Origin of the sequence: Pseudomonas sp. RIT-PI-q (assembly GCF_001297125.1) — a bacterium.
Classification (GTDB): domain Bacteria; phylum Pseudomonadota; class Gammaproteobacteria; order Pseudomonadales; family Pseudomonadaceae; genus Aquipseudomonas.
This window is the reverse complement of sequence record NZ_LHPC01000057.1, coordinates 63502-81828: the sequence shown is the minus strand read 5'-3', so window position 1 is coordinate 81828 and position 18327 is coordinate 63502. Positions and strand designations below refer to the sequence as shown.

Sequence of the window (18327 nt, the reverse complement as noted above, 5' to 3'; positions counted from 1 at the left end):
GACATGGGGATCAAGGTTTTACTGGTCGAGGATGACCGCGCGCTACGGGAGGCATTGGCCGATACGCTGTTGCTTGCCGGGCACGATTACAAGGCTGTCGGTTCGGCCGAAGAAGCGCTGACGGCAGTCGGTGTCGAAGCGTTTAACCTGGTGCTGAGTGACGTCAACATGCCGGGCATGGACGGGCATCAATTGCTCAGTCTGCTGCGTGCGCGTCAGCCACAATTACCGGTGTTATTGATGACCGCTCACGGCGCCGTGGAGCGCGCGGTCGATGCCATGCGCCATGGCGCGGCGGACTATCTGGTCAAGCCGTTCGAGCCCAAGGCATTGCTCGATCTGGTGGCGCGTCATGCGCTGGGCAGTCTTGGCGCGACCGAGCACGAAGGCCCGGTCGCGTTCGAACCGGCCAGTGCGCAATTGCTGGAATTGGCCGCGCGGGTCGCGCGCAGTGATTCCACGGTGTTGATCTCGGGTGAATCCGGGACCGGTAAAGAAGTGCTGGCGCGCTACATCCACCAGCATTCCCACCGCGCCAGCCAGCCGTTCATTGCGATCAACTGCGCAGCCATCCCCGACAACATGCTCGAAGCCACATTGTTCGGGCACGAGAAGGGCTCGTTCACCGGCGCCATTGCGGCGCAGGCGGGCAAGTTCGAACAGGCTGACGGCGGGACCATCCTGCTCGACGAAATTTCCGAAATGCCCCTGGGCCTGCAGGCCAAATTGCTGCGCGTATTGCAGGAGCGCGAAGTCGAGCGGGTGGGCGCACGCAAGCCGATCGCGCTGGACATTCGCGTCGTCGCAACCACCAACCGTGACCTCGCCGGGGAAGTGGCGGCGGGGCGTTTTCGCGAAGATCTTTACTATCGCCTGTCGGTGTTTCCGCTGGCATGGCGTCCGCTGCGCGAGCGTACCGCCGACATCCTGCCGCTGGCCGAGCGCCTGTTGGCCAAACACGTCAATAAAATGAAGCATGCGGCGGCAAAACTGTCGCCCGAGGCTCAGGCGTGCCTGATCGGTTACCCATGGCCGGGTAACGTGCGGGAACTGGATAACGCGATTCAGCGTGCGCTGATTCTCCAGCAGGGCGGTTTGATCCAGCCGCAGGATTTCTGCCTGAGCGGGCCGGTCGCCTGCGCGCCGTTGCCGGCATTGGCGTCGACGCCTGTGCGCGCCGTGGAAGTGGAAGCCGAGTCGGCCGGGGCGCTGGGCGATGACCTGCGCCGGCGTGAGTTCCAGATGATCATCGACACCCTGCGTGCCGAGCGCGGCCGTCGCAAAGAGGCCGCCGAGCGCCTGGGCATCAGCCCGCGCACCTTGCGTTACAAGCTCGCGCAAATGCGTGACGCCGGAATGGACGTGGAAGCCTATTTGTTCGCCACCTGATTCGATTCCAGATGCGTCCCTTGATGCGCCTTCTGTAGGAGCTGGCTTGCCAGCGAAGGCGGCATCACGGCCACCATCGATTCGCTGGCAAGCCAGCTCCTACAGGATCGCGATTGGGGTTCGGGCTTTTGTTCAGGGCGGCCACCGAGCTGGCACCCTTGTTGCTAACACCTCACTACCCGCCGAGTGAGTGTCAAAAAATTGCGGGTCGCCAACGACGTAGCTCGTCATAGAGAGAAACCATGAGCCAAGGTATTGAATTCAATCGCTTGATGCTGGACATGCGGTCCATGCAAATGGATGCCATGTCTGCGTCGAAATCGACTGCCGCCGTTCCACAACTGGCGGGCAACAGCTTTTCCGACATGCTCGGTCAGGCCGTCAATAAAGTGAACGACACCCAGCAGGCGTCCAGTCAGTTGGCCACGGCCTTCGAGATCGGCAAGAGCGGCGTCGACCTGACGGACGTGATGATTTCCTCGCAGAAGGCCAGCGTGTCTTTCCAGGCGTTGACCCAAGTGCGCAACAAGCTGGTTCAGGCATACCAAGACATCATGCAGATGCCGGTTTAAGGACGAATTGAGTCATGGCAGAAGCAATCGCCGATAATGTTCCGGCCAAGGCCACTCCAATAGACGGCAAACCGCCGCTGTTCGGGCTGTCCTTCCTGGAAAACCTCTCCGAGATGACCATGTTGCGTCAGGTGGGCCTGTTGGTCGGCCTGGCGGCGAGCGTGGCGATTGGCTTTGCCGTGGTGTTGTGGTCCCAGCAGCCGGACTACCGGCCTCTGTACGGCAGCCTTGCCGGCATGGACGCCAAGCAGGTCATGGATACCCTGGCCGCTGCCGATATTCCTTACACCGTTGAACCCAATTCCGGTGCCTTGCTGGTCAAGGCCGATGACCTGTCCCGTGCGCGGCTCAAGCTCGCGGGCGCTGGTGTCACTCCCAGCGACGGCAACATCGGTTTTGAGATTCTCGACAAGGACCAGGGCCTGGGGACCAGCCAGTTCATGGAAGCGACCCGTTATCGTCGCGGTCTCGAAGGCGAACTGGCGCGGACCATCTCCAGCCTGAACAACGTCAAGGGTGCCCGTGTGCACCTGGCGATTCCGAAAAGTTCGGTGTTCGTGCGCGATGAGCGCAAGCCGAGCGCTTCGGTGCTGGTGGAGCTGTATTCCGGTCGCTCGCTGGAGCCGGGCCAGGTGCTGGCGATTATCAACCTGGTCGCCACCAGCGTTCCCGAACTGAGCAAATCGCAGATCACCGTCGTCGACCAGAAGGGCACGTTGCTGTCCGATCAGGCGGAGAACTCCGAACTGACCATGGCCGGCAAGCAATTCGATTACAGCCGTCGCATGGAAAGCATGCTCACCCAGCGCGTGCATAACATCCTGCAACCGGTGCTGGGCAACGATCGCTATAAAGCCGAAGTCTCGGCCGATGTCGATTTCAGTGCCGTCGAGTCCACCTCCGAACAGTTCAACCCGGACCAACCGGCGCTGCGCAGCGAGCAGTCGACCACCGAACAGCGCACCGCCAGTAATGGCCCGCAAGGCGTGCCGGGTGCCTTGAGCAACCAGCCGCCAGCGCCGGCCTCGGCACCGCAAACCACCGGTGGCGCTACCGCGTCGGCCGGCATGGTGCAGCCAGGCCAACCATTGCTCGATGCCAACGGTCAGCAAATCATGGACCCGGCCACTGGGCAGCCTATGCTGGCACCGTACCCGGCGGACAAGCGTCAACAATCCACCAAGAACTTCGAGCTTGATCGCTCCATCAGCCACACCAAGCAACAGCAGGGCCGTTTGAATCGCCTGTCGGTGTCGGTGGTGGTGGATGACCAGGTCAAGATCAACGCCGCCAACGGTGAAATGAGCCGCGCACCGTGGAGCGCCGACGAATTGGCGCGCTTCACGCGCCTGGTCCAGGACGCCGTCGGTTTCGACGCCAGCCGTGGCGACAGCGTCAGCGTGATCAACATGCCGTTCTCCGCCGAGCGCGGTGAAGTGATTGCCGATATTCCGTTCTACTCCCAGCCGTGGTTCTGGGACATCGTCAAACAAGTGCTGGGTGTGTTGTTCATCCTGGTGCTGGTGTTCGGCGTGCTGCGTCCGGTGCTCAACAACATCACCGGTGGTGGCAAAGGCAAACAGTTGGCCGGCATCGGCAGCGACGTCGAGTTGGGTGGCATGGGCGGCCTGGACGGCGAACTGGCCAACGACCGCGTCAGCCTCGGTGGCCCGCAAAGCATTCTGCTGCCGAGTCCGAGCGAAGGCTATGACGCACAGTTGAACGCAATCAAGAGTCTGGTGGCAGAAGATCCGGGTCGTGTGGCCCAGGTCGTGAAAGAGTGGATTAACGCAGATGAGTGATAACCGAGCCGTTGCCGCCAAACTGTCCAAAGTCGACAAAGCCGCGATTCTGCTGCTGTCGCTGGGTTCGACCGATGCTGCCCAGGTGCTGCGCCACATGGGGCCCAAAGAGGTCCAGCGTGTGGGTGTGGCCATGGCCCAGATGGGGAACGTGCACCGCGAGCAGGTCGAGCAGGTGATGAGCGAGTTCGTCGACATCGTCGGCGACCAGACCAGCCTCGGCGTCGGTTCCGACGACTACGTGCGCAAAATGCTCACCCAGGCCTTGGGCGAAGACAAGGCCAACGGCCTGATCGACCGGATCCTGCTGGGCGGCAACACCAGTGGCCTCGACAGCCTGAAGTGGATGGAGCCGCGCGCCGTCGCCGACGTGATCCGTTACGAGCACCCGCAGATCCAGGCGATCGTGGTAGCGTACCTCGACCCCGACCAGGCCGGCGAAGTGCTGGGCAATTTTGACCACAAGGTGCGACTGGACATCATTCTGCGAGTGTCCTCGCTGAACACCGTGCAGCCAGCCGCCCTGAAAGAACTCAACCAGATTCTCGAGAAGCAGTTCTCCGGCAACTCGAATGCCTCGCGCACCACCCTGGGTGGCATCAAGCGTGCGGCCGACATCATGAACTTCCTCGACAGCTCGATCGAAGGTCAACTGATGGACTCGATCCGCGAAGTCGACGAAGACCTGTCCGGTCAGATCGAAGACCTCATGTTCGTGTTCAACAACCTGTCCGATGTCGACGACCGCGGTATCCAGGCGCTGCTGCGCGAAGTGTCCTCCGACGTACTGGTGCTGGCCCTCAAGGGTTCGGACGAAGGCGTCAAAGAGAAGATCTTCAAGAACATGTCCAAACGGGCGGCCGAACTGTTGCGCGACGACCTCGAGGCCAAAGGCCCGGTGCGCGTCAGCGACGTGGAAACCGCGCAGAAAGAAATCCTCACCATTGCCCGCCGTATGGCCGAAGCCGGAGAAATCGTTCTCGGCGGGAAGGGCGGCGAAGAGATGATCTAAGGTCACTATGTCGTCCAAACATGATGAGTCCAACACCGACCTGATCCGCGGCAAGGACGTCGGTGGTTTCGACGTCTGGTCGCTGCCCAGCTTCGATCCCCACGTGCCGGAGCCCGAGCCTGAACCTGAGCCCGAGCCGCCGGAAATGGAAGAAGTGCCGCTGGAAGAAGTCCAGCCACTGACCCTCGAAGAACTCGAAAGCATTCGTCAGGAGGCCTACAACGAAGGCTTCGCGACGGGCGAGAAAGAAGGTTTCCACAGCACCACGCTCAAGGTCCGTCAGGAAGCCGAAGTGGCCCTGGCCGCCAAGATCGCCGGGCTGGAGGCGTTGATGGGGCATCTGTTCGAGCCCATCGCCGAACAGGACACGCAGATTGAAAAGTCCCTGGTCGACCTCGTGCAGCACATCACCAAACAGGTGATCCAGCGCGAACTGGCCATCGACTCAACGCAAATCGAACACGTCATGCGCGAGGCGCTCAAGCTGTTGCCGCTGGGCGTGGGCAATGTGCGGCTGTACATCAATCCGCAGGATTTCGCACTGGTAAAAGCCCTGCGCGAGCGCCATGAAGAAACCTGGCGCATCGTCGAGGACGAGGCGTTGTTGCCCGGCGGTTGCCGGGTCGAGACCGAACACAGTCGGATCGATGCCACGGTCGAAACCCGTGTTGCGCGAGTCATGGACAAGCTCTTCGATCAGTTGCACGAACAGGCACTGCACCCGGCCGCGCCGGACCTGAGCCTGGAGCTGCCCATCGACACCCAACCTGCGGCCGCCGCCGCCCCGGACGCTCCTGATGCGCCTTGATCGCACCAGCTTCGCCAAGCGCCTGGGCAGTTATGCCGAGGCCGCCACGCTTGCCGGCGCACCGATCCTCGAAGGTCGCTTGCTGCGCATGGTCGGCCTGACGCTTGAAGCCGAAGGCTTGCGCGCCGCCATGGGCAGCCGCTGCATGGTCATCAACGACGACAGTTATCACCCGGTGCAGGTCGAAGCCGAAGTCATGGGCTTCTCCGGCAGCAAAGTCTTTCTGATGCCGGTTGGCAGCGTCGCCGGTATCGCTCCGGGTGCGCGGGTGGTTCCACTGGCGGACACCGGTCGCCTGCCGATGGGCATGAGCATGCTCGGGCGCGTACTTGACGGCGCCGGTCGCGCGCTGGATGGCAAGGGCGGGATGAAGGCTGAAGACTGGGTGCCGATGGACGGCCCGACCATCAACCCGCTCAAGCGCGAACCGATCAGCGAGCCGCTGGACGTGGGCATCCGCTGCATCAACGGGTTGTTGACGGTCGGTCGTGGCCAGCGGCTCGGGCTGTTCGCCGGTACTGGCGTCGGCAAAAGTGTGCTGTTGGGCATGATGACGCGCTTCACCGAGGCCGACATCATCGTCGTCGGCCTGATCGGTGAGCGGGGTCGCGAAGTTAAAGAATTCATCGAGCACATCCTCGGTGAAGAAGGGCTCAAGCGTTCGGTGGTGGTCGCCTCACCTGCCGACGATGCACCGCTGATGCGGCTGCGCGCTGCGATGTACTGCACACGCATCGCCGAATATTTTCGCGACAAGGGCAAGAACGTCCTGTTGCTGATGGACTCCCTGACCCGTTTCGCTCAGGCCCAGCGCGAGATCGCCCTGGCCATCGGCGAACCGCCCGCGACCAAGGGTTATCCGCCGTCGGTGTTCGCCAAGTTACCGACACTGGTGGAACGGGCCGGTAATGCCGAGAAGGGCGGTGGTTCGATCACCGCGTTCTACACCGTGCTGTCCGAAGGTGACGACCAGCAGGATCCGATCGCGGACTCGGCGCGGGGCGTGCTCGACGGGCACATCGTGCTGTCGCGGCGCCTGGCCGAGGAAGGGCATTACCCGGCCATCGATATCGAAGCGTCCATCAGCCGGGTCATGCCGTCGGTGGTCACGCCTGAACACATGAAGCGCGCCCAGTATTTCAAGCAGCTGTGGTCGCGCTACCAACAGAGTCGGGACCTGATCAGCGTCGGCGCCTATGTCGCCGGCGGTGACCGTGAAACCGACCTGGCGATTTCCCTGCAACCGCAGTTGGTCAAATACCTGCGCCAGGGCTTGAACGACAGCATCAGCCTGGGCGAAAGCGAAGCCTATCTGGGCTCGATCTTCGCCCCAGCGGCAGGCGGCTAACCGGCCATGGCCCAGAGCCGCGCCTCGCGCCTGGCCCCCGTGGTCGACATGGCCGAAAAGGTCGAGAAGGCCGCAGTCCAGCGCCTGGGTCACTTCCAGGGTCAGGTCCGTCTGGCGGAAAGCAAACTCGCCGACCTTGAGGCCTTTCGACTCGACTATCAGGAACAATGGATCGTGCGCGGCAGTGGCGGCGTTTCGGGCCAGTGGTTGCTGGGGTATCAAGGTTTCCTGGCGCAATTGGGCACGGCCATCGATCAGCAGCGACAAAGCCTCGCATGGCACCAGAATAATTTGAACAAGGCGCGGGAGACCTGGCAACAGGCGTATGCCCGGGTCGAAGGTTTGCGCAAATTGGTTGAACGCTACGCCGATGAGGCGCGACGGCTGGAGGACAAGCGCGAGCAGAAGCTGCTGGATGAGTTATCCCAGCGCTTGCCGCGTCAGGATCCGTATTGAATCAGTCAGACCGCGTTATCGTTCTTCGCGGGCAAGCCTCGCTCCCACAGGTGTTGTGTCGATCACAGAAATCATGAACGACACAACACTTGTGGGAGCGTGGCTTGCCCGCGAAGGCAATCTCATTCACGCCACACAGGTTCAAGCCTTGCTCGAGCCCCGGCCAAGTGCTAAACCTTCTACACGTACGTTCTCCAATGACAAGGAAGCCGTTAAATGTCAGTTGTCACAGAAGTCTCCCCGGATGGGCAAAAGCTGACGATATCGATCAAGGGACGATTCGATTTCGCCAAGCATCAGGAATTTCGTGAATCCTACGAAAACCTTGAGCCAAAACCCGAGTCCTTCGAAGTGAACTTGAAGGACGCCACCTACCTCGACAGTTCGGCACTCGGCATGTTGCTGCTGTTGCGTGATCACGCCGGTGGCGAGAATGCCGAGATCACGTTGACCAACGCCAACGCCGATGTACGCAAGATTCTTGCGATCTCGAACTTCGAACAAATTTTCGACGTGGCGTGACTGCCGTGCAGTCCGCGTTCGAACCGCTGACGATTCTGATCGCCGAAGACAGCGCGGCCGATCGCATGCTGCTGTCGAGTATCGTCCGTCGCCAGGGCCATGACGTGCTGACGGCCACCAACGGTGCCGAAGCGGTCGAAGCGTTTCGCCAGCAACGACCGCAACTGGTGCTCATGGACGCCATGATGCCGGTGATGGATGGTTTCGAGGCGGCCCGGCAGATCAAGGCGTTGGCCGGGGAAACCCTGGTGCCGATCATCTTTCTGACCTCGCTGACCGAAAGCGAAGCCCTGGCCCGCTGCCTGGAGGCTGGCGGCGACGACTTTCTGGCGAAGCCCTATAACCAGGTGATTCTCGCCGCCAAGATCAAGGCGATGGACCGCTTGCGGCGGTTGCAGGCCACCGTGCTACAGCAGCGTGACCAGATCGCCAGGCACCACGATTACCTGCTCAACGAGCAGCGGGTGGCCAAAGCCGTGTTTGACAAGGTGGCTCACTCCGGCTGTCTGAATGCCCCCAATATCCGTTACCTGCAATCACCCTATGCGCTGTTCAACGGCGATCTGTTGCTGGCCGCGTTCACCCCGGCTGGCGACATGCATGTGCTGCTCGGCGATTTCACCGGTCACGGTTTGCCCGCCGCTGTCGGTGCCATGCCTCTGGCCGAAGTCTTTTACGGCATGACTGCCAAGGGTTATGGCCTGTCGGAAACCCTGCGCGAGATGAATGCCAAGCTCAAGCGCATCCTGCCGGTGGACATGTTCTGTTGTGCCACGCTGTTGTGCCTGAGTTTTCAGCGGCGTTCGGTGGAGGTCTGGAATGGCGGCATGCCGGACGGCTACCTGCATAGCATCGCCAGCGGTGAGCGCACGCCTCTGACGGCGCGGCATTTGCCACTCGGTGTGCTGAGCGCACAGACCTTTGATGACAGCACTGAAGTGTTTCCGATGGCGGTCGGCGATCGGGTGTTCCTGTTGTCCGACGGGGTGATCGATACCTGTGACGCCAACGAACAGTTGTTTGGTGTCGAGCGATTGCAGCGGGTATTTGCAGCCAATCGTCAGCCCGACGAACTGTTCGAAGAGATCGAACAAGCGCTGCGCGATTTTCGCGGTGAAGCCCGCGACGATGTCAGCATGGTCGAGGTCAGGCTGCTGGAAGCCGCGCAGGTGAGCCCACCGGCCCTGGTCTATTCCGACAGCGGCCAGTCCTGCCCACTGGACTGGTCGGTGAGTTTCGAGTTTCGCGCCGCCACTCTTAAGCGTTTCAATCCGTTGCCGTATCTTTTGCAATTGCTGCTGGAGGTGCATGGGCTGCGGGCGCAGAGCGGGGCGCTCTACAGTGTGCTGGCCGAACTGTATTCCAATGCCCTGGAGCATGGCGTACTGGGCCTGGATTCGAGCCTCAAGCGCGATGCTTCGGGTTTTACGCGCTACTATCAACAGCGCAATACGCGCCTGGACGAGCTGCAGGACGGCTTTGTGCGGGTGCATTTGCAGGTGACACCGAAGGGCGAGGGCGGCTGCCTGACGGTTCGCGTCGAAGACAGTGGCAAAGGCTTTGATGTTGCGCGAGTGATGGAACGGCCTGTTGAGGGTGTCCGTCTGTCGGGACGTGGTGTCAGTCTGATCCGTCAGTTGGGCCGCAACGCGAGCTGGTCCGACGATGGTCGTAGTGCCCGCGTGGAGTTTTACTGGGAGGCTCTGGCATAATCCACGCATTCTTGATCAAGGAGTGAGCAAGTGGCTGACACACATCTGGACCGCGACGTGCTGAACGCGTTGCAAGAGGTCATGGAGGACGAGTATCCAATGTTGCTCGATACCTTCCTTGCCGATTCCGAAGAACGCCTGGATCTGTTACGCAAGGCTGAAGATGCCGCGCAACTCATGAACACTGCCCATAGTTTCAAAGGCAGTAGCAGCAACATGGGCGCCGTTCGTCTGGCTGAGCTTTGCCATGAGCTGGAGCAACTGGCCAAGGGGCGAAAGCTGTCGGACATTGAAAGTCTCGTCGGTGAGATTGACCGCGAGTTCGCTCTTGTCCGCCCCTTGTATGAGGCAGAGCGTCAGCGCTCCTTGCCGACGAAGGCGACCGTCCAGCGCTTTTAGTGTTTCTTCAGCAAAGCTGGCGCGACCTTTGCAATCATCTCCGTCAACTGTACCTACGATCCCAGTGCAGCGGAGACCGTTTCATGCCCGTTACCCCCAATTCGCTTCTACAGGCCGCCGCACAGGCCAAGACTCAAGCCGCCTCCGCCAATACACCGGCGCCGGCGCCTGAGGCCGGGGACAAGGCGTCCAGCTTCGCTCAGGTCTACGCCAAACAAGCCCAGAACAAACCTTCTGCCGTCACTGACGGACCAGCGAAGCCGATGCGCGATAAGACCCCGGACAGCGCCGGCAAAAAGGACGTCAGCAACGATAAGTCTGCCGCCCCGCCACCTGCGGTTGCCGATAGCGGCAAATCCTTGCCCGCCGATAAACCGGCACCGGCCGACGATACGGCCAGCGACGACGCGCCGGACACCATTGAGGCGCCGGTGGCTGATACCGCTCCGGTCGACCCGGCGCTCGATCCTGCATTGATGCAGGCGGTGCAGCCAGTGCCAGCGCCGGCACTGGAAACGCCGCCCGTGGCAGCCACCGTGCAATCACAGGTCGAAGCGCCGCTTGCTGCGGTCGTTAACGCAGCAACGACCGCAGCCACCGCTGACCCCGATTTCGACCCCGAAGCCGATCCCCTCGATGCGCTGCCAGCCGTGCGCATGGCCCTTGAGGCCAGCGGCCACGTCTCCGCTTCCAGTCAGGCCCAGCCAAAAGCTGCACCGACCTCGGCCCAGGCCGACGGTGAGCCGACCTCGGCGCAGAACTTTGCCGCGGGCATGGCGAGCATGCTCGATGTGCAAGCCGACAAGGACAGCACTGGCCAGGGCGACAAGGCCTTCAGTGGCCTGATTGATGACGGTCTCAAGGATCTGAAGGCGGCGAGCAGCGATACCCGCGTCGACGGTTTCGCCAACCGCCTGGCTGCGCTGACCCAGGCCGCCACGCCGAAAACCGCCAATGCCTTGCCGGTCAACCAGCCGATCGCCATGCACCAGAGCGGTTGGACCGAGGAAGTGGTGAACCGGGTCATGTACCTGTCCAGCGCCAATCTCAAGGCGGCCGACATCCAGTTGCAACCGGCCGAACTGGGGCGCCTCGATATTCGGGTGAACATGGTTCCGGATCAACAGACCCAAGTGACATTCATGAGCGCGCACCCCAGCGTTCGCGAAGCGCTGGACGGGCAAATGCATCGCCTGCGTGACATGTTTGCGCAGCAGGGCATGGGCCAGGTCGACGTCAACGTCTCCGACCAATCCCGAGGGTCGCAGCAAGGTCAGGATCAGGCTCAACAGAGTCAGGGTGGACGCACCAGCGCCAGTGGCGGTCGCGTTGACTCGATGGATGACGAGCTTGCCCCAAGCGTTGCCGAAGTGGCGGCCAGTACCACCAGCATCATCGGCTCCAGCGCCGTCGACTATTACGCCTGACCCAACGCAAAACCCTGTAGGAGCGAGGCTTGCCCGCGAAGAACGATGACGCGGTTTAACTGATAAACCGCGTCATCGTTCTTCGCGGGCAAGCCTCGCTCCTACAAGGGTTCACCGATCATTCGCTGTCTCCAATACCTCTCGACACTTCTGGCATAACACTTGCTCTTGCCTTGCCGTGCGACTGTGAAAACCCGAATAGTGACGGATTATTGGCATGGCGAAGAGCGAAGCAGCAGTAAAAGACCCCGCAACCAAAGGCAAACTCAAGCTGATCATCGCGGTCGTGGTGGCCTTGTTGCTGGCGATCGGCTTGTCCGTGGGGGCGACCTGGTTCTTCATGCACAGCGCCCAGAGCAAGCCTGCCGTCGCGGCTGAAACCGCCGCGGTCGGCAAGCAGCCAGCGATTTTCGAACCGATGGCGCCGGCCTTCGTCGCCAACTACAACCAGAACGGTCGTCAGCGCTACATGCAGGTGAGCATCACCATGCAGGGGCGCAATCAGGCCGATCTGGACGCGCTCAAAGTCCACATGCCGGTCATTCGCAATAACCTGGTCATGCTGTTCTCCGGGCAGGACTTCGCCACCCTGGCGTCGCCAGTCGGCCAGGAGATGTTGCGTCAGAAGGCCACGGCCAGCGTCCAGGAAGTGGCGCAGAAAGAGCTCGGCAAAGTGGTCATCGAACAGTTGCTTTTCACTAATTTCGTACTGCAGTAGGAACACGACATGGCCGTGCAGGACCTGCTGTCCCAGGATGAGATCGATGCGCTGTTGCATGGCGTCGACGATGGTCTGGTACAGACCGATATCGCTGCCGAACCCGGCACCGTAAAAAGCTACGACCTGACCAGCCAGGATCGCATCGTCCGTGGACGCATGCCGACCCTGGAAATGATCAACGAGCGCTTCGCCCGCTACACCCGCATCAGCATGTTTAACATGCTGCGCCGTTCGGCGGACGTTGCCGTCGGTGGCGTGCAGGTGATGAAGTTCGGCGAATACGTGCACTCGCTGTACGTGCCGACCAGCCTCAACCTGGTCAAGATCAAACCGTTGCGCGGCACCGCGCTGTTCATCCTCGACGCCAAACTGGTGTTCAAGCTGGTGGACAACTTCTTCGGCGGCGACGGCCGTCACGCCAAGATCGAGGGGCGTGAATTTACCCCCACCGAACTGCGCGTGGTGCGCATGGTGCTGGAGCAGGCTTTCGTCGACTTGAAGGAAGCCTGGCAGGCGATCATGGAAGTGAACTTCGAGTACATCAACTCGGAAGTGAACCCGGCCATGGCCAACATCGTCGGCCCGAGCGAAGCCATTGTGGTCTCCACGTTCCACATCGAACTCGATGGCGGTGGCGGCGACCTGCACGTGACCATGCCGTACTCGATGATCGAGCCGGTGCGCGAAATGCTCGACGCCGGTTTCCAGTCGGACCTCGACGATCAGGACGAGCGCTGGGTCAACGCCTTGCGCCAGGACGTGCTCGACGTCGACGTGCCGATTGGTGCCACGGTCGCCCGTCGCCAGCTACGCCTGCGGGACATCCTGCACATGCAGCCGGGGGACATTATCCCGGTCGAAATGCCGGACGAAATGATCATGCGCGCCAACGGCGTGCCTGCGTTCAAGGTCAAGATGGGCTCGCACAAAGGCAACCTCGCGTTGCAAGTGATCGAGCCGATCGAGCGCCGCTGAGCGGCGCCTCCCACATTCGCTTTTTGACTGACCGCTTCTAATTGAATGGTCGCACGCCGAGGACAAATTGATGGCTAACGATATGAACACCCAGGACGACCAGGCGCTGGCCGATGAATGGGCTGCGGCCCTGGAAGAAACCGGTGACGCCGGGCAGGACGACATCGATGCCTTGCTGGCTGCCGATGCCGCCAGTTCGCCGTCCAACCGTCTGCCGATGGAAGAGTTCGGCAGCGTGCCGAAGAACAATGAGCAGGTCACCCTGGACGGTCCGAACCTGGACGTGATCCTCGATATCCCAGTGTCGATCTCCATGGAAGTCGGCAGCACCGACATCAACATTCGCAACCTGCTGCAACTCAACCAGGGTTCGGTGATCGAGCTCGATCGCCTGGCCGGTGAACCGCTGGACGTGCTGGTCAACGGCACGCTCATCGCACATGGCGAAGTAGTGGTGGTCAACGAGAAGTTCGGCATCCGCCTGACCGACGTGATCAGCCCAAGCGAACGCATCAAGAAGCTGCGCTAAGTGAAAAAGGTTCTGGGCTTTGTGTTGGCGCTGCCGTTGAGCGTTCTGGCTGCCGAGCCGGTGGCGACTGCAACGGCTGCCGCTGCGCCGGCCGTCAGCAGCGGCGTGGCCGGGCAATTGACGCAACTGGTGTTCGGCTTGTTGCTGGTGCTGGGGCTGATCTTCCTCCTCGCCTGGCTGCTGCGCCGGGTCCAGCAGGCGGGGCCGGCCGGCAAGGGGCAGGTGATCGAGTTGATCGGCTCCCGTGCGCTGGGCCCGCGTGACCGATTGATGCTGGTACAGGTCGGCAACGAGCAGATTTTGCTTGGTCTGAGCCCAGGCACCATCACCGCGCTGCATGTGCTCAAGGAGCCGGTGCAGGTGCCAAGCGCTACTGAAAAAGCGACCCCGGAGTTTGCCCAGCGTCTATTGGAGATGCTCGGCAAGGATCAGAAGGATAAGAAGTAATGGGTGCGTTACGCATCGTCTTGACGCTGGTCCTGATGCTGGCCGCGCCGCTGGCGTTCGCCGCCGATCCGTTGTCGATCCCGGCGATCACCCTGGGCACCAACGCCAACGGTGCGCAGGAATACTCGGTCAGCCTGCAAATCCTGCTGATCATGACTGCGCTGAGTTTCATCCCGGCGTTCGTCATGCTGATGACCAGTTTTACCCGGATCATCATCGTCTTCTCGATCCTGCGTCAGGCCCTTGGCTTGCAGCAGACACCGTCGAACCAGATCCTCACCGGCATGGCGCTGTTCCTGACCCTGTTCATCATGGCGCCGGTGTTCGACCGGGTGAATCAGGACGCCTTGCAACCGTATCTGGCGGAAAAACTCACCGCTCAGGATGCCGTGGCCAAGGCCCAGGTGCCGATCAAGGACTTCATGCTCGCCCAAACGCGCAGCAGCGATCTTGAGCTGTTCATGCGCCTGTCCAAGCGTACCGACATCGCCACGCCGGATCAGGCGCCGCTGACCATTCTGGTGCCGGCCTTCGTGACATCCGAGCTGAAAACCGCGTTCCAGATTGGCTTCATGATCTTCATTCCGTTCCTGATCATCGACCTGGTCGTGGCTAGTGTGCTGATGGCCATGGGCATGATGATGCTCTCGCCACTGATCATTTCCCTGCCGTTCAAGATCATGCTGTTCGTGTTGGTGGATGGCTGGGCGTTGATCATTGGCACACTGGCAAGCAGCTTCGGCGGTGTCTCGCCATGACGCCAGAAGTTGCCGTAGACATCTTTCGCGAAGCACTGTGGCTGACCACCATGATGGTCGCCGTGCTGGTGATCCCGAGTTTGCTGGTGGGGTTGCTGGTGGCGATGTTTCAGGCAGCCACCCAGATCAACGAACAGACCCTGAGCTTCCTGCCGCGCCTGCTGGTGATGCTGGTAACGCTGATCGTTGCCGGTCCGTGGCTGGTACAGACCTTCATGGAATACATTCTGCAGCTGTACGGCAGTATTCCTCAGGTCATTGGCTAAACCATGCCGTCGCTATTGCAACTGACCGATACCCAGATCAGTACCTGGGTCGCGACGTTCATGTTGCCGCTGTTTCGCGTTGGCGCGTTGCTGATGGTCATGCCGGTATTTGGTACGAGCCTGGTGCCCAAGCGCGTGCGCCTCTACTTTACCCTGGCGATCACCGTCGTGATCGCGCCCGGTTTGCCGCCGATGCCGCCGGTCAATGCGCTGGACTTGAGCGGGTTGCTGCTGATCGCCGAGCAGATCCTCATCGGCGCGGTGCTGGGTTTCTCCTTGCAGCTGTTCTTCCAGGCCTTCGTGGTCGCCGGGCAGATCGTCTCGATCCAGATGGGCATGGGCTTCGCGTCCATGGTCGACCCTACCAACGGCGTGTCGGTGGCGGTGATCGGACAGTTCTTCACCATGCTGGTGACGCTGTTGTTCCTGGCCATGAATGGCCATCTGGTGGTGTTCGAAGTCCTCACCGAAAGCTTCACCACGCTGCCGGTGGGCAGTGGGTTGATGGTCAATCATTTCTGGGAACTGGCCGGCAAGCTCGGTTGGGTCCTCGGGGCGGCGCTGATGCTGGTGCTGCCGGCGATCACCGCGCTGCTGGTGGTCAACATCGCGTTTGGTGTGATGACCCGGGCGGCGCCGCAACTCAACATCTTCTCCATCGGTTTCCCGCTGACCCTGGTGCTCGGGTTGTTTATCGTCTGGGTCGGGCTGGCAGACATCATCAATCAGTACCAACCGCTGGCTTCCGAGGCCTTGCAGTGGCTACGCGAACTGGCAAAGGCGCGCTGAGTCATGGCTGAGAGCGAAAGCGGTCAGGACAAAACAGAAGACCCCACGGACAAAAAGAAAAAGGACGCCCGTGAGAAGGGTGAGATTGCCCGCTCCAAAGAGCTCAATACCCTGGCGATCATGCTCGCCGGTGCCGGTGGGCTGCTGATTTTTGGTGGGGCGCTGGCGCAGGACTTGATGGAACTGATGCGCCTGAACTTCACGCTGTCGCGGGAGGTGTTGCTGGATCAGCGCTCCATGGGCACCTACCTGCTGCACTCGGGGCAGATTGCCTTGCTGGCGATTCAGCCGGTGATGATTACCTTGTTGCTCGCCGCGTTGATCGGCCCGATTTCCCTGGGTGGCTGGCTGTTCTCCGCCGGCACCATGGCGCCCAAGTTCAGCCGCATGAACCCCGGTGCCGGCCTCAAACGGATGTTCTCGTCCAAGGCCATCGCCGAACTGCTCAAGGCCCTGGCAAAGTTTTTCATCGTGTTGTTCGTGGCCCTGGCGGTGCTGTCCTCGGACATCGACGACTTGCTGCGCATCGCCCACGAACCCTTGGACATGGCGATCATTCACAGCCTGCAAGTGGTCGGCTGGAGCACCTTGTGGATGGCCTGCGGGCTGATCATCATCGCCGCCGTCGACGTGCCGATACAGCTCTGGGAAAGCATCAAGAAACTGAAGATGACCAAGCAGGAAGTGCGCGACGAGCACAAGGACCAGGAAGGGCGCCCGGAAGTCAAACAACGGATTCGCCAGCTGCAACGCGAAATGTCCCAGCGCCGGATGATGGCGGCGGTGCCCGACGCGGACGTGGTCATCACCAACCCGACCCACTATGCGGTGGCACTCAAGTACGATCCGGACAAGGGCGCTGCTCCGGTGTTGCTGGCCAAGGGCAGCGATTTCCTGGCGTTGAAAATGCGTGAAATTGCGGTGGCGAATAATGTGCTGCTGCTGGAGTCACCGGCGCTGGCGCGGTCGATTTACTACTCGACCGAGCTGGAGCAGGAGATTCCGGGTGGGCTGTATTTGGCGGTGGCGCAGGTGTTGGCGTATGTCTATCAGATCCGGCAGTACCGCGCCGGTAAAGGCAAACGGCCGGATCCGCTCAAGGATGATCTGCCGATTCCTCCGGATTTGCGCCGGGATGCTTGATATCTGTGATGAGTGTTGGAACGTTATTTATTGTCCCAATGAATTATCGTTGTGGTTTCGTATGTTGAACAGATCCTCATATAAGTCTCGGTGGAATTTCTGTGCGGCAGACGACATCGAAGGGTCGTATTGCCCGGATTGAAAAAGTATAGATTTTGCTGTTTCGGGTGTTACCCCTGGCGCTTCGCCATTTAGCGCTTGTGCTATTAGTTCTGCTTTTAGTTTAAATGGGTTTTTGGTTGAGTTTAGTGCTGTTATGTTTGATCGTCCGATATGGTTGTAATAATTTATTTGTGCGTGCGTAGCATCAAGTGGAAGCAATTTATTTTGTAGTGTTGCGGGCAGTTCTCCCGGTGTATTCAATGCGTGCTGGATGTATTTACCTGGCAAGGCGTTGATGCTCGATTGATAGAGTGAGGGTTCAGGTCTATTCATTACGGCTCTTGTTAGGCCAGATGGGTAGGTGAACTCTGTGGATGTCCCTCTATTGACTACTCTGCTGGATGAACTATAGCTGTCGAGAACTCCTGGCTTTTTTAATTGGTAAGGCTGGTGAACCATGTCCCCATGTTTTCCGCTTGGAACGGCAAGTCTTGCGCGTGCTCGGTTTAGCGAACTTTTCAAGCCGATTTTTACAGCGCTTACAACTTTCACCATGTTGGCGTGTCCGGTTGGGTCGCTCTCGCTGATGGGATTCCACTTGCAATACGCATAGGCATTCAACCCTCCCTTTCCAAACGGACTCCAACTATCCGGACTATTAAACCGCATCAAAACCGGATTAAACGCCCGATACCCATTCCCCAACAAATAATGTCCGGTCACTGGGTCCGGTCGTTCGCCATTGAATCCCAGCAAACTAGTCAAGCCACTTTCGGCGCGGCGGTGGCCGTAGGGGCTGTAGGCGATGGGTTGTCCTTGCTGGTTGGCCTTGAGCGTCTGCAGCACCGAGCGTTGCAGGTCGGTGGCCAGCAAGGTGGTTTCGATTAAATCTTCCTGGCGCCGTCCTTGCGCCAGCAACAGATCGCCGTGCTGGATAATCGAATGCTGTATTGCACCCTGAATCTCCGTAGCCAGGCGGCTTTTGCAGTAGAAGCGCTGATGCACGGGCGTATCGGGTTGGGTTTGGTTGATCAGTCGATCCAGTGGATCGTATCGATAGTGGCAGCGCAGCGTTGATTGTATGGAAACCATTTACGCGCTCCGGACGAGCAAGGGCAGGTTCTTGAGTATCTGCGCAGGTCACGAGGTC

The 18327-nt window shown here is 60.5% G+C and carries 20 protein-coding genes; 19 read left to right on the top strand and 1 reads right to left on the bottom strand.

Going from position 1 to position 18327, the window contains the following annotated elements; genetic code table 11:
- Nucleotides 1-3 precede the first annotated feature (3 nt).
- The 19 genes from AEQ67_RS31085 to flhB all read left to right on the top strand — a co-directional run bounded on the left by AEQ67_RS31085 (nucleotide 4) and on the right by flhB (nucleotide 17075).
- Nucleotides 4-1389, top strand: a complete 1386-nt coding sequence (locus AEQ67_RS31085) for a sigma-54-dependent transcriptional regulator (RefSeq protein ID WP_059407570.1) — start codon at nucleotides 4-6, stop codon at nucleotides 1387-1389.
- A 242-nt stretch (nucleotides 1390-1631) separates the two neighbouring features.
- Nucleotides 1632-1961 carry a flagellar hook-basal body complex protein FliE gene (fliE, locus tag AEQ67_RS31080; RefSeq protein ID WP_059407569.1) on the top strand — a complete coding sequence of 110 codons (330 nt, stop codon included), beginning with the start codon at nucleotides 1632-1634 and terminating at the stop codon, nucleotides 1959-1961.
- Between the two features lie 14 nt (nucleotides 1962-1975).
- Nucleotides 1976-3763 carry a flagellar basal-body MS-ring/collar protein FliF gene (gene fliF, locus AEQ67_RS31075; protein WP_059407568.1) on the top strand — a complete coding sequence of 596 codons (1788 nt, stop codon included), beginning with the start codon at nucleotides 1976-1978 and terminating at the stop codon, nucleotides 3761-3763.
- Nucleotides 3756-4775 carry a flagellar motor switch protein FliG gene (gene fliG / locus AEQ67_RS31070; RefSeq protein WP_007948903.1) on the top strand — a complete coding sequence of 340 codons (1020 nt, stop codon included), beginning with the start codon at nucleotides 3756-3758 and terminating at the stop codon, nucleotides 4773-4775. The genes fliF and fliG overlap by 8 nt, the downstream gene beginning before the upstream one ends.
- Nucleotides 4776-4782: 7 nt before the next feature.
- Nucleotides 4783-5583, top strand: a complete 801-nt coding sequence (gene fliH / locus AEQ67_RS31065; RefSeq protein WP_059407567.1) for a flagellar assembly protein FliH — start codon at nucleotides 4783-4785, stop codon at nucleotides 5581-5583.
- Complete coding sequence (gene fliI / locus AEQ67_RS31060; RefSeq protein ID WP_059407566.1) at nucleotides 5573-6931, top strand: flagellar protein export ATPase FliI; 1359 nt, start codon at nucleotides 5573-5575, stop codon at nucleotides 6929-6931. Before fliH ends, fliI begins: the two co-directional genes overlap by 11 nt.
- Before the next feature lie 6 nt (nucleotides 6932-6937).
- Nucleotides 6938-7387 (top strand): flagellar export protein FliJ, encoded by a 450-nt coding sequence (gene fliJ, locus AEQ67_RS31055; protein WP_059407565.1) that lies wholly within the window; start codon nucleotides 6938-6940, stop codon nucleotides 7385-7387.
- Nucleotides 7388-7603: 216 nt separating this feature from the next.
- Nucleotides 7604-7909: an STAS domain-containing protein gene (locus AEQ67_RS31050; RefSeq protein ID WP_059407564.1), complete on the top strand. Its 306-nt coding sequence runs from the start codon at nucleotides 7604-7606 to the stop codon at nucleotides 7907-7909.
- A 5-nt stretch (nucleotides 7910-7914) separates the two neighbouring features.
- Nucleotides 7915-9621, top strand: coding sequence for an ATP-binding SpoIIE family protein phosphatase (locus AEQ67_RS31045; protein ID WP_082378003.1), 1707 nt, complete (start codon nucleotides 7915-7917; stop codon nucleotides 9619-9621).
- 30 nt (nucleotides 9622-9651) lie between these two features.
- Nucleotides 9652-10020, top strand: a complete 369-nt coding sequence (locus AEQ67_RS31040; protein WP_059407563.1) for an Hpt domain-containing protein — start codon at nucleotides 9652-9654, stop codon at nucleotides 10018-10020.
- Between the two features lie 83 nt (nucleotides 10021-10103).
- Complete coding sequence (locus tag AEQ67_RS31035; protein WP_059407562.1) at nucleotides 10104-11447, top strand: flagellar hook-length control protein FliK; 1344 nt, start codon at nucleotides 10104-10106, stop codon at nucleotides 11445-11447.
- Nucleotides 11448-11664: 217 nt separating this feature from the next.
- Nucleotides 11665-12165: a flagellar basal body-associated protein FliL gene (gene fliL / locus AEQ67_RS31030; protein ID WP_059407561.1), complete on the top strand. Its 501-nt coding sequence runs from the start codon at nucleotides 11665-11667 to the stop codon at nucleotides 12163-12165.
- 9 nt (nucleotides 12166-12174) lie between these two features.
- Nucleotides 12175-13143, top strand: coding sequence for a flagellar motor switch protein FliM (gene fliM, locus AEQ67_RS31025; protein WP_059407560.1), 969 nt, complete (start codon nucleotides 12175-12177; stop codon nucleotides 13141-13143).
- Nucleotides 13144-13213: 70 nt separating this feature from the next.
- Nucleotides 13214-13672, top strand: coding sequence for a flagellar motor switch protein FliN (fliN, locus tag AEQ67_RS31020; RefSeq protein ID WP_059407559.1), 459 nt, complete (start codon nucleotides 13214-13216; stop codon nucleotides 13670-13672).
- Nucleotides 13673-14119 (top strand): flagellar biosynthetic protein FliO, encoded by a 447-nt coding sequence (fliO, locus tag AEQ67_RS31015; RefSeq protein ID WP_059407558.1) that lies wholly within the window; start codon nucleotides 13673-13675, stop codon nucleotides 14117-14119.
- Complete coding sequence (fliP, locus tag AEQ67_RS31010; RefSeq protein ID WP_059407557.1) at nucleotides 14119-14877, top strand: flagellar type III secretion system pore protein FliP; 759 nt, start codon at nucleotides 14119-14121, stop codon at nucleotides 14875-14877. The genes fliO and fliP overlap by 1 nt, the downstream gene beginning before the upstream one ends.
- Complete coding sequence (fliQ, locus tag AEQ67_RS31005) at nucleotides 14874-15143, top strand: flagellar biosynthesis protein FliQ (protein ID WP_007948918.1); 270 nt, start codon at nucleotides 14874-14876, stop codon at nucleotides 15141-15143. Before fliP ends, fliQ begins: the two co-directional genes overlap by 4 nt.
- Nucleotides 15144-15146: 3 nt before the next feature.
- Nucleotides 15147-15932, top strand: coding sequence for a flagellar biosynthetic protein FliR (gene fliR / locus AEQ67_RS31000; RefSeq protein WP_059407556.1), 786 nt, complete (start codon nucleotides 15147-15149; stop codon nucleotides 15930-15932).
- A 3-nt stretch (nucleotides 15933-15935) separates the two neighbouring features.
- A complete protein-coding gene (gene flhB, locus AEQ67_RS30995) occupies nucleotides 15936-17075 on the top strand; it encodes a flagellar biosynthesis protein FlhB (protein WP_059407555.1) in 1140 nt (379 codons plus the stop codon).
- A 27-nt stretch (nucleotides 17076-17102) separates the two neighbouring features.
- Here flhB and AEQ67_RS34495 read toward each other — a convergent pair whose 3' ends face one another.
- The gene (locus tag AEQ67_RS34495) at nucleotides 17103-18269 is read right to left on the bottom strand and encodes an RHS repeat-associated core domain-containing protein (protein ID WP_082378002.1); all 1167 of its coding nucleotides are present in this window, start codon (nucleotides 18267-18269) and stop codon (nucleotides 17103-17105) included.
- Nucleotides 18270-18327: the final 58 nt, after the last annotated feature.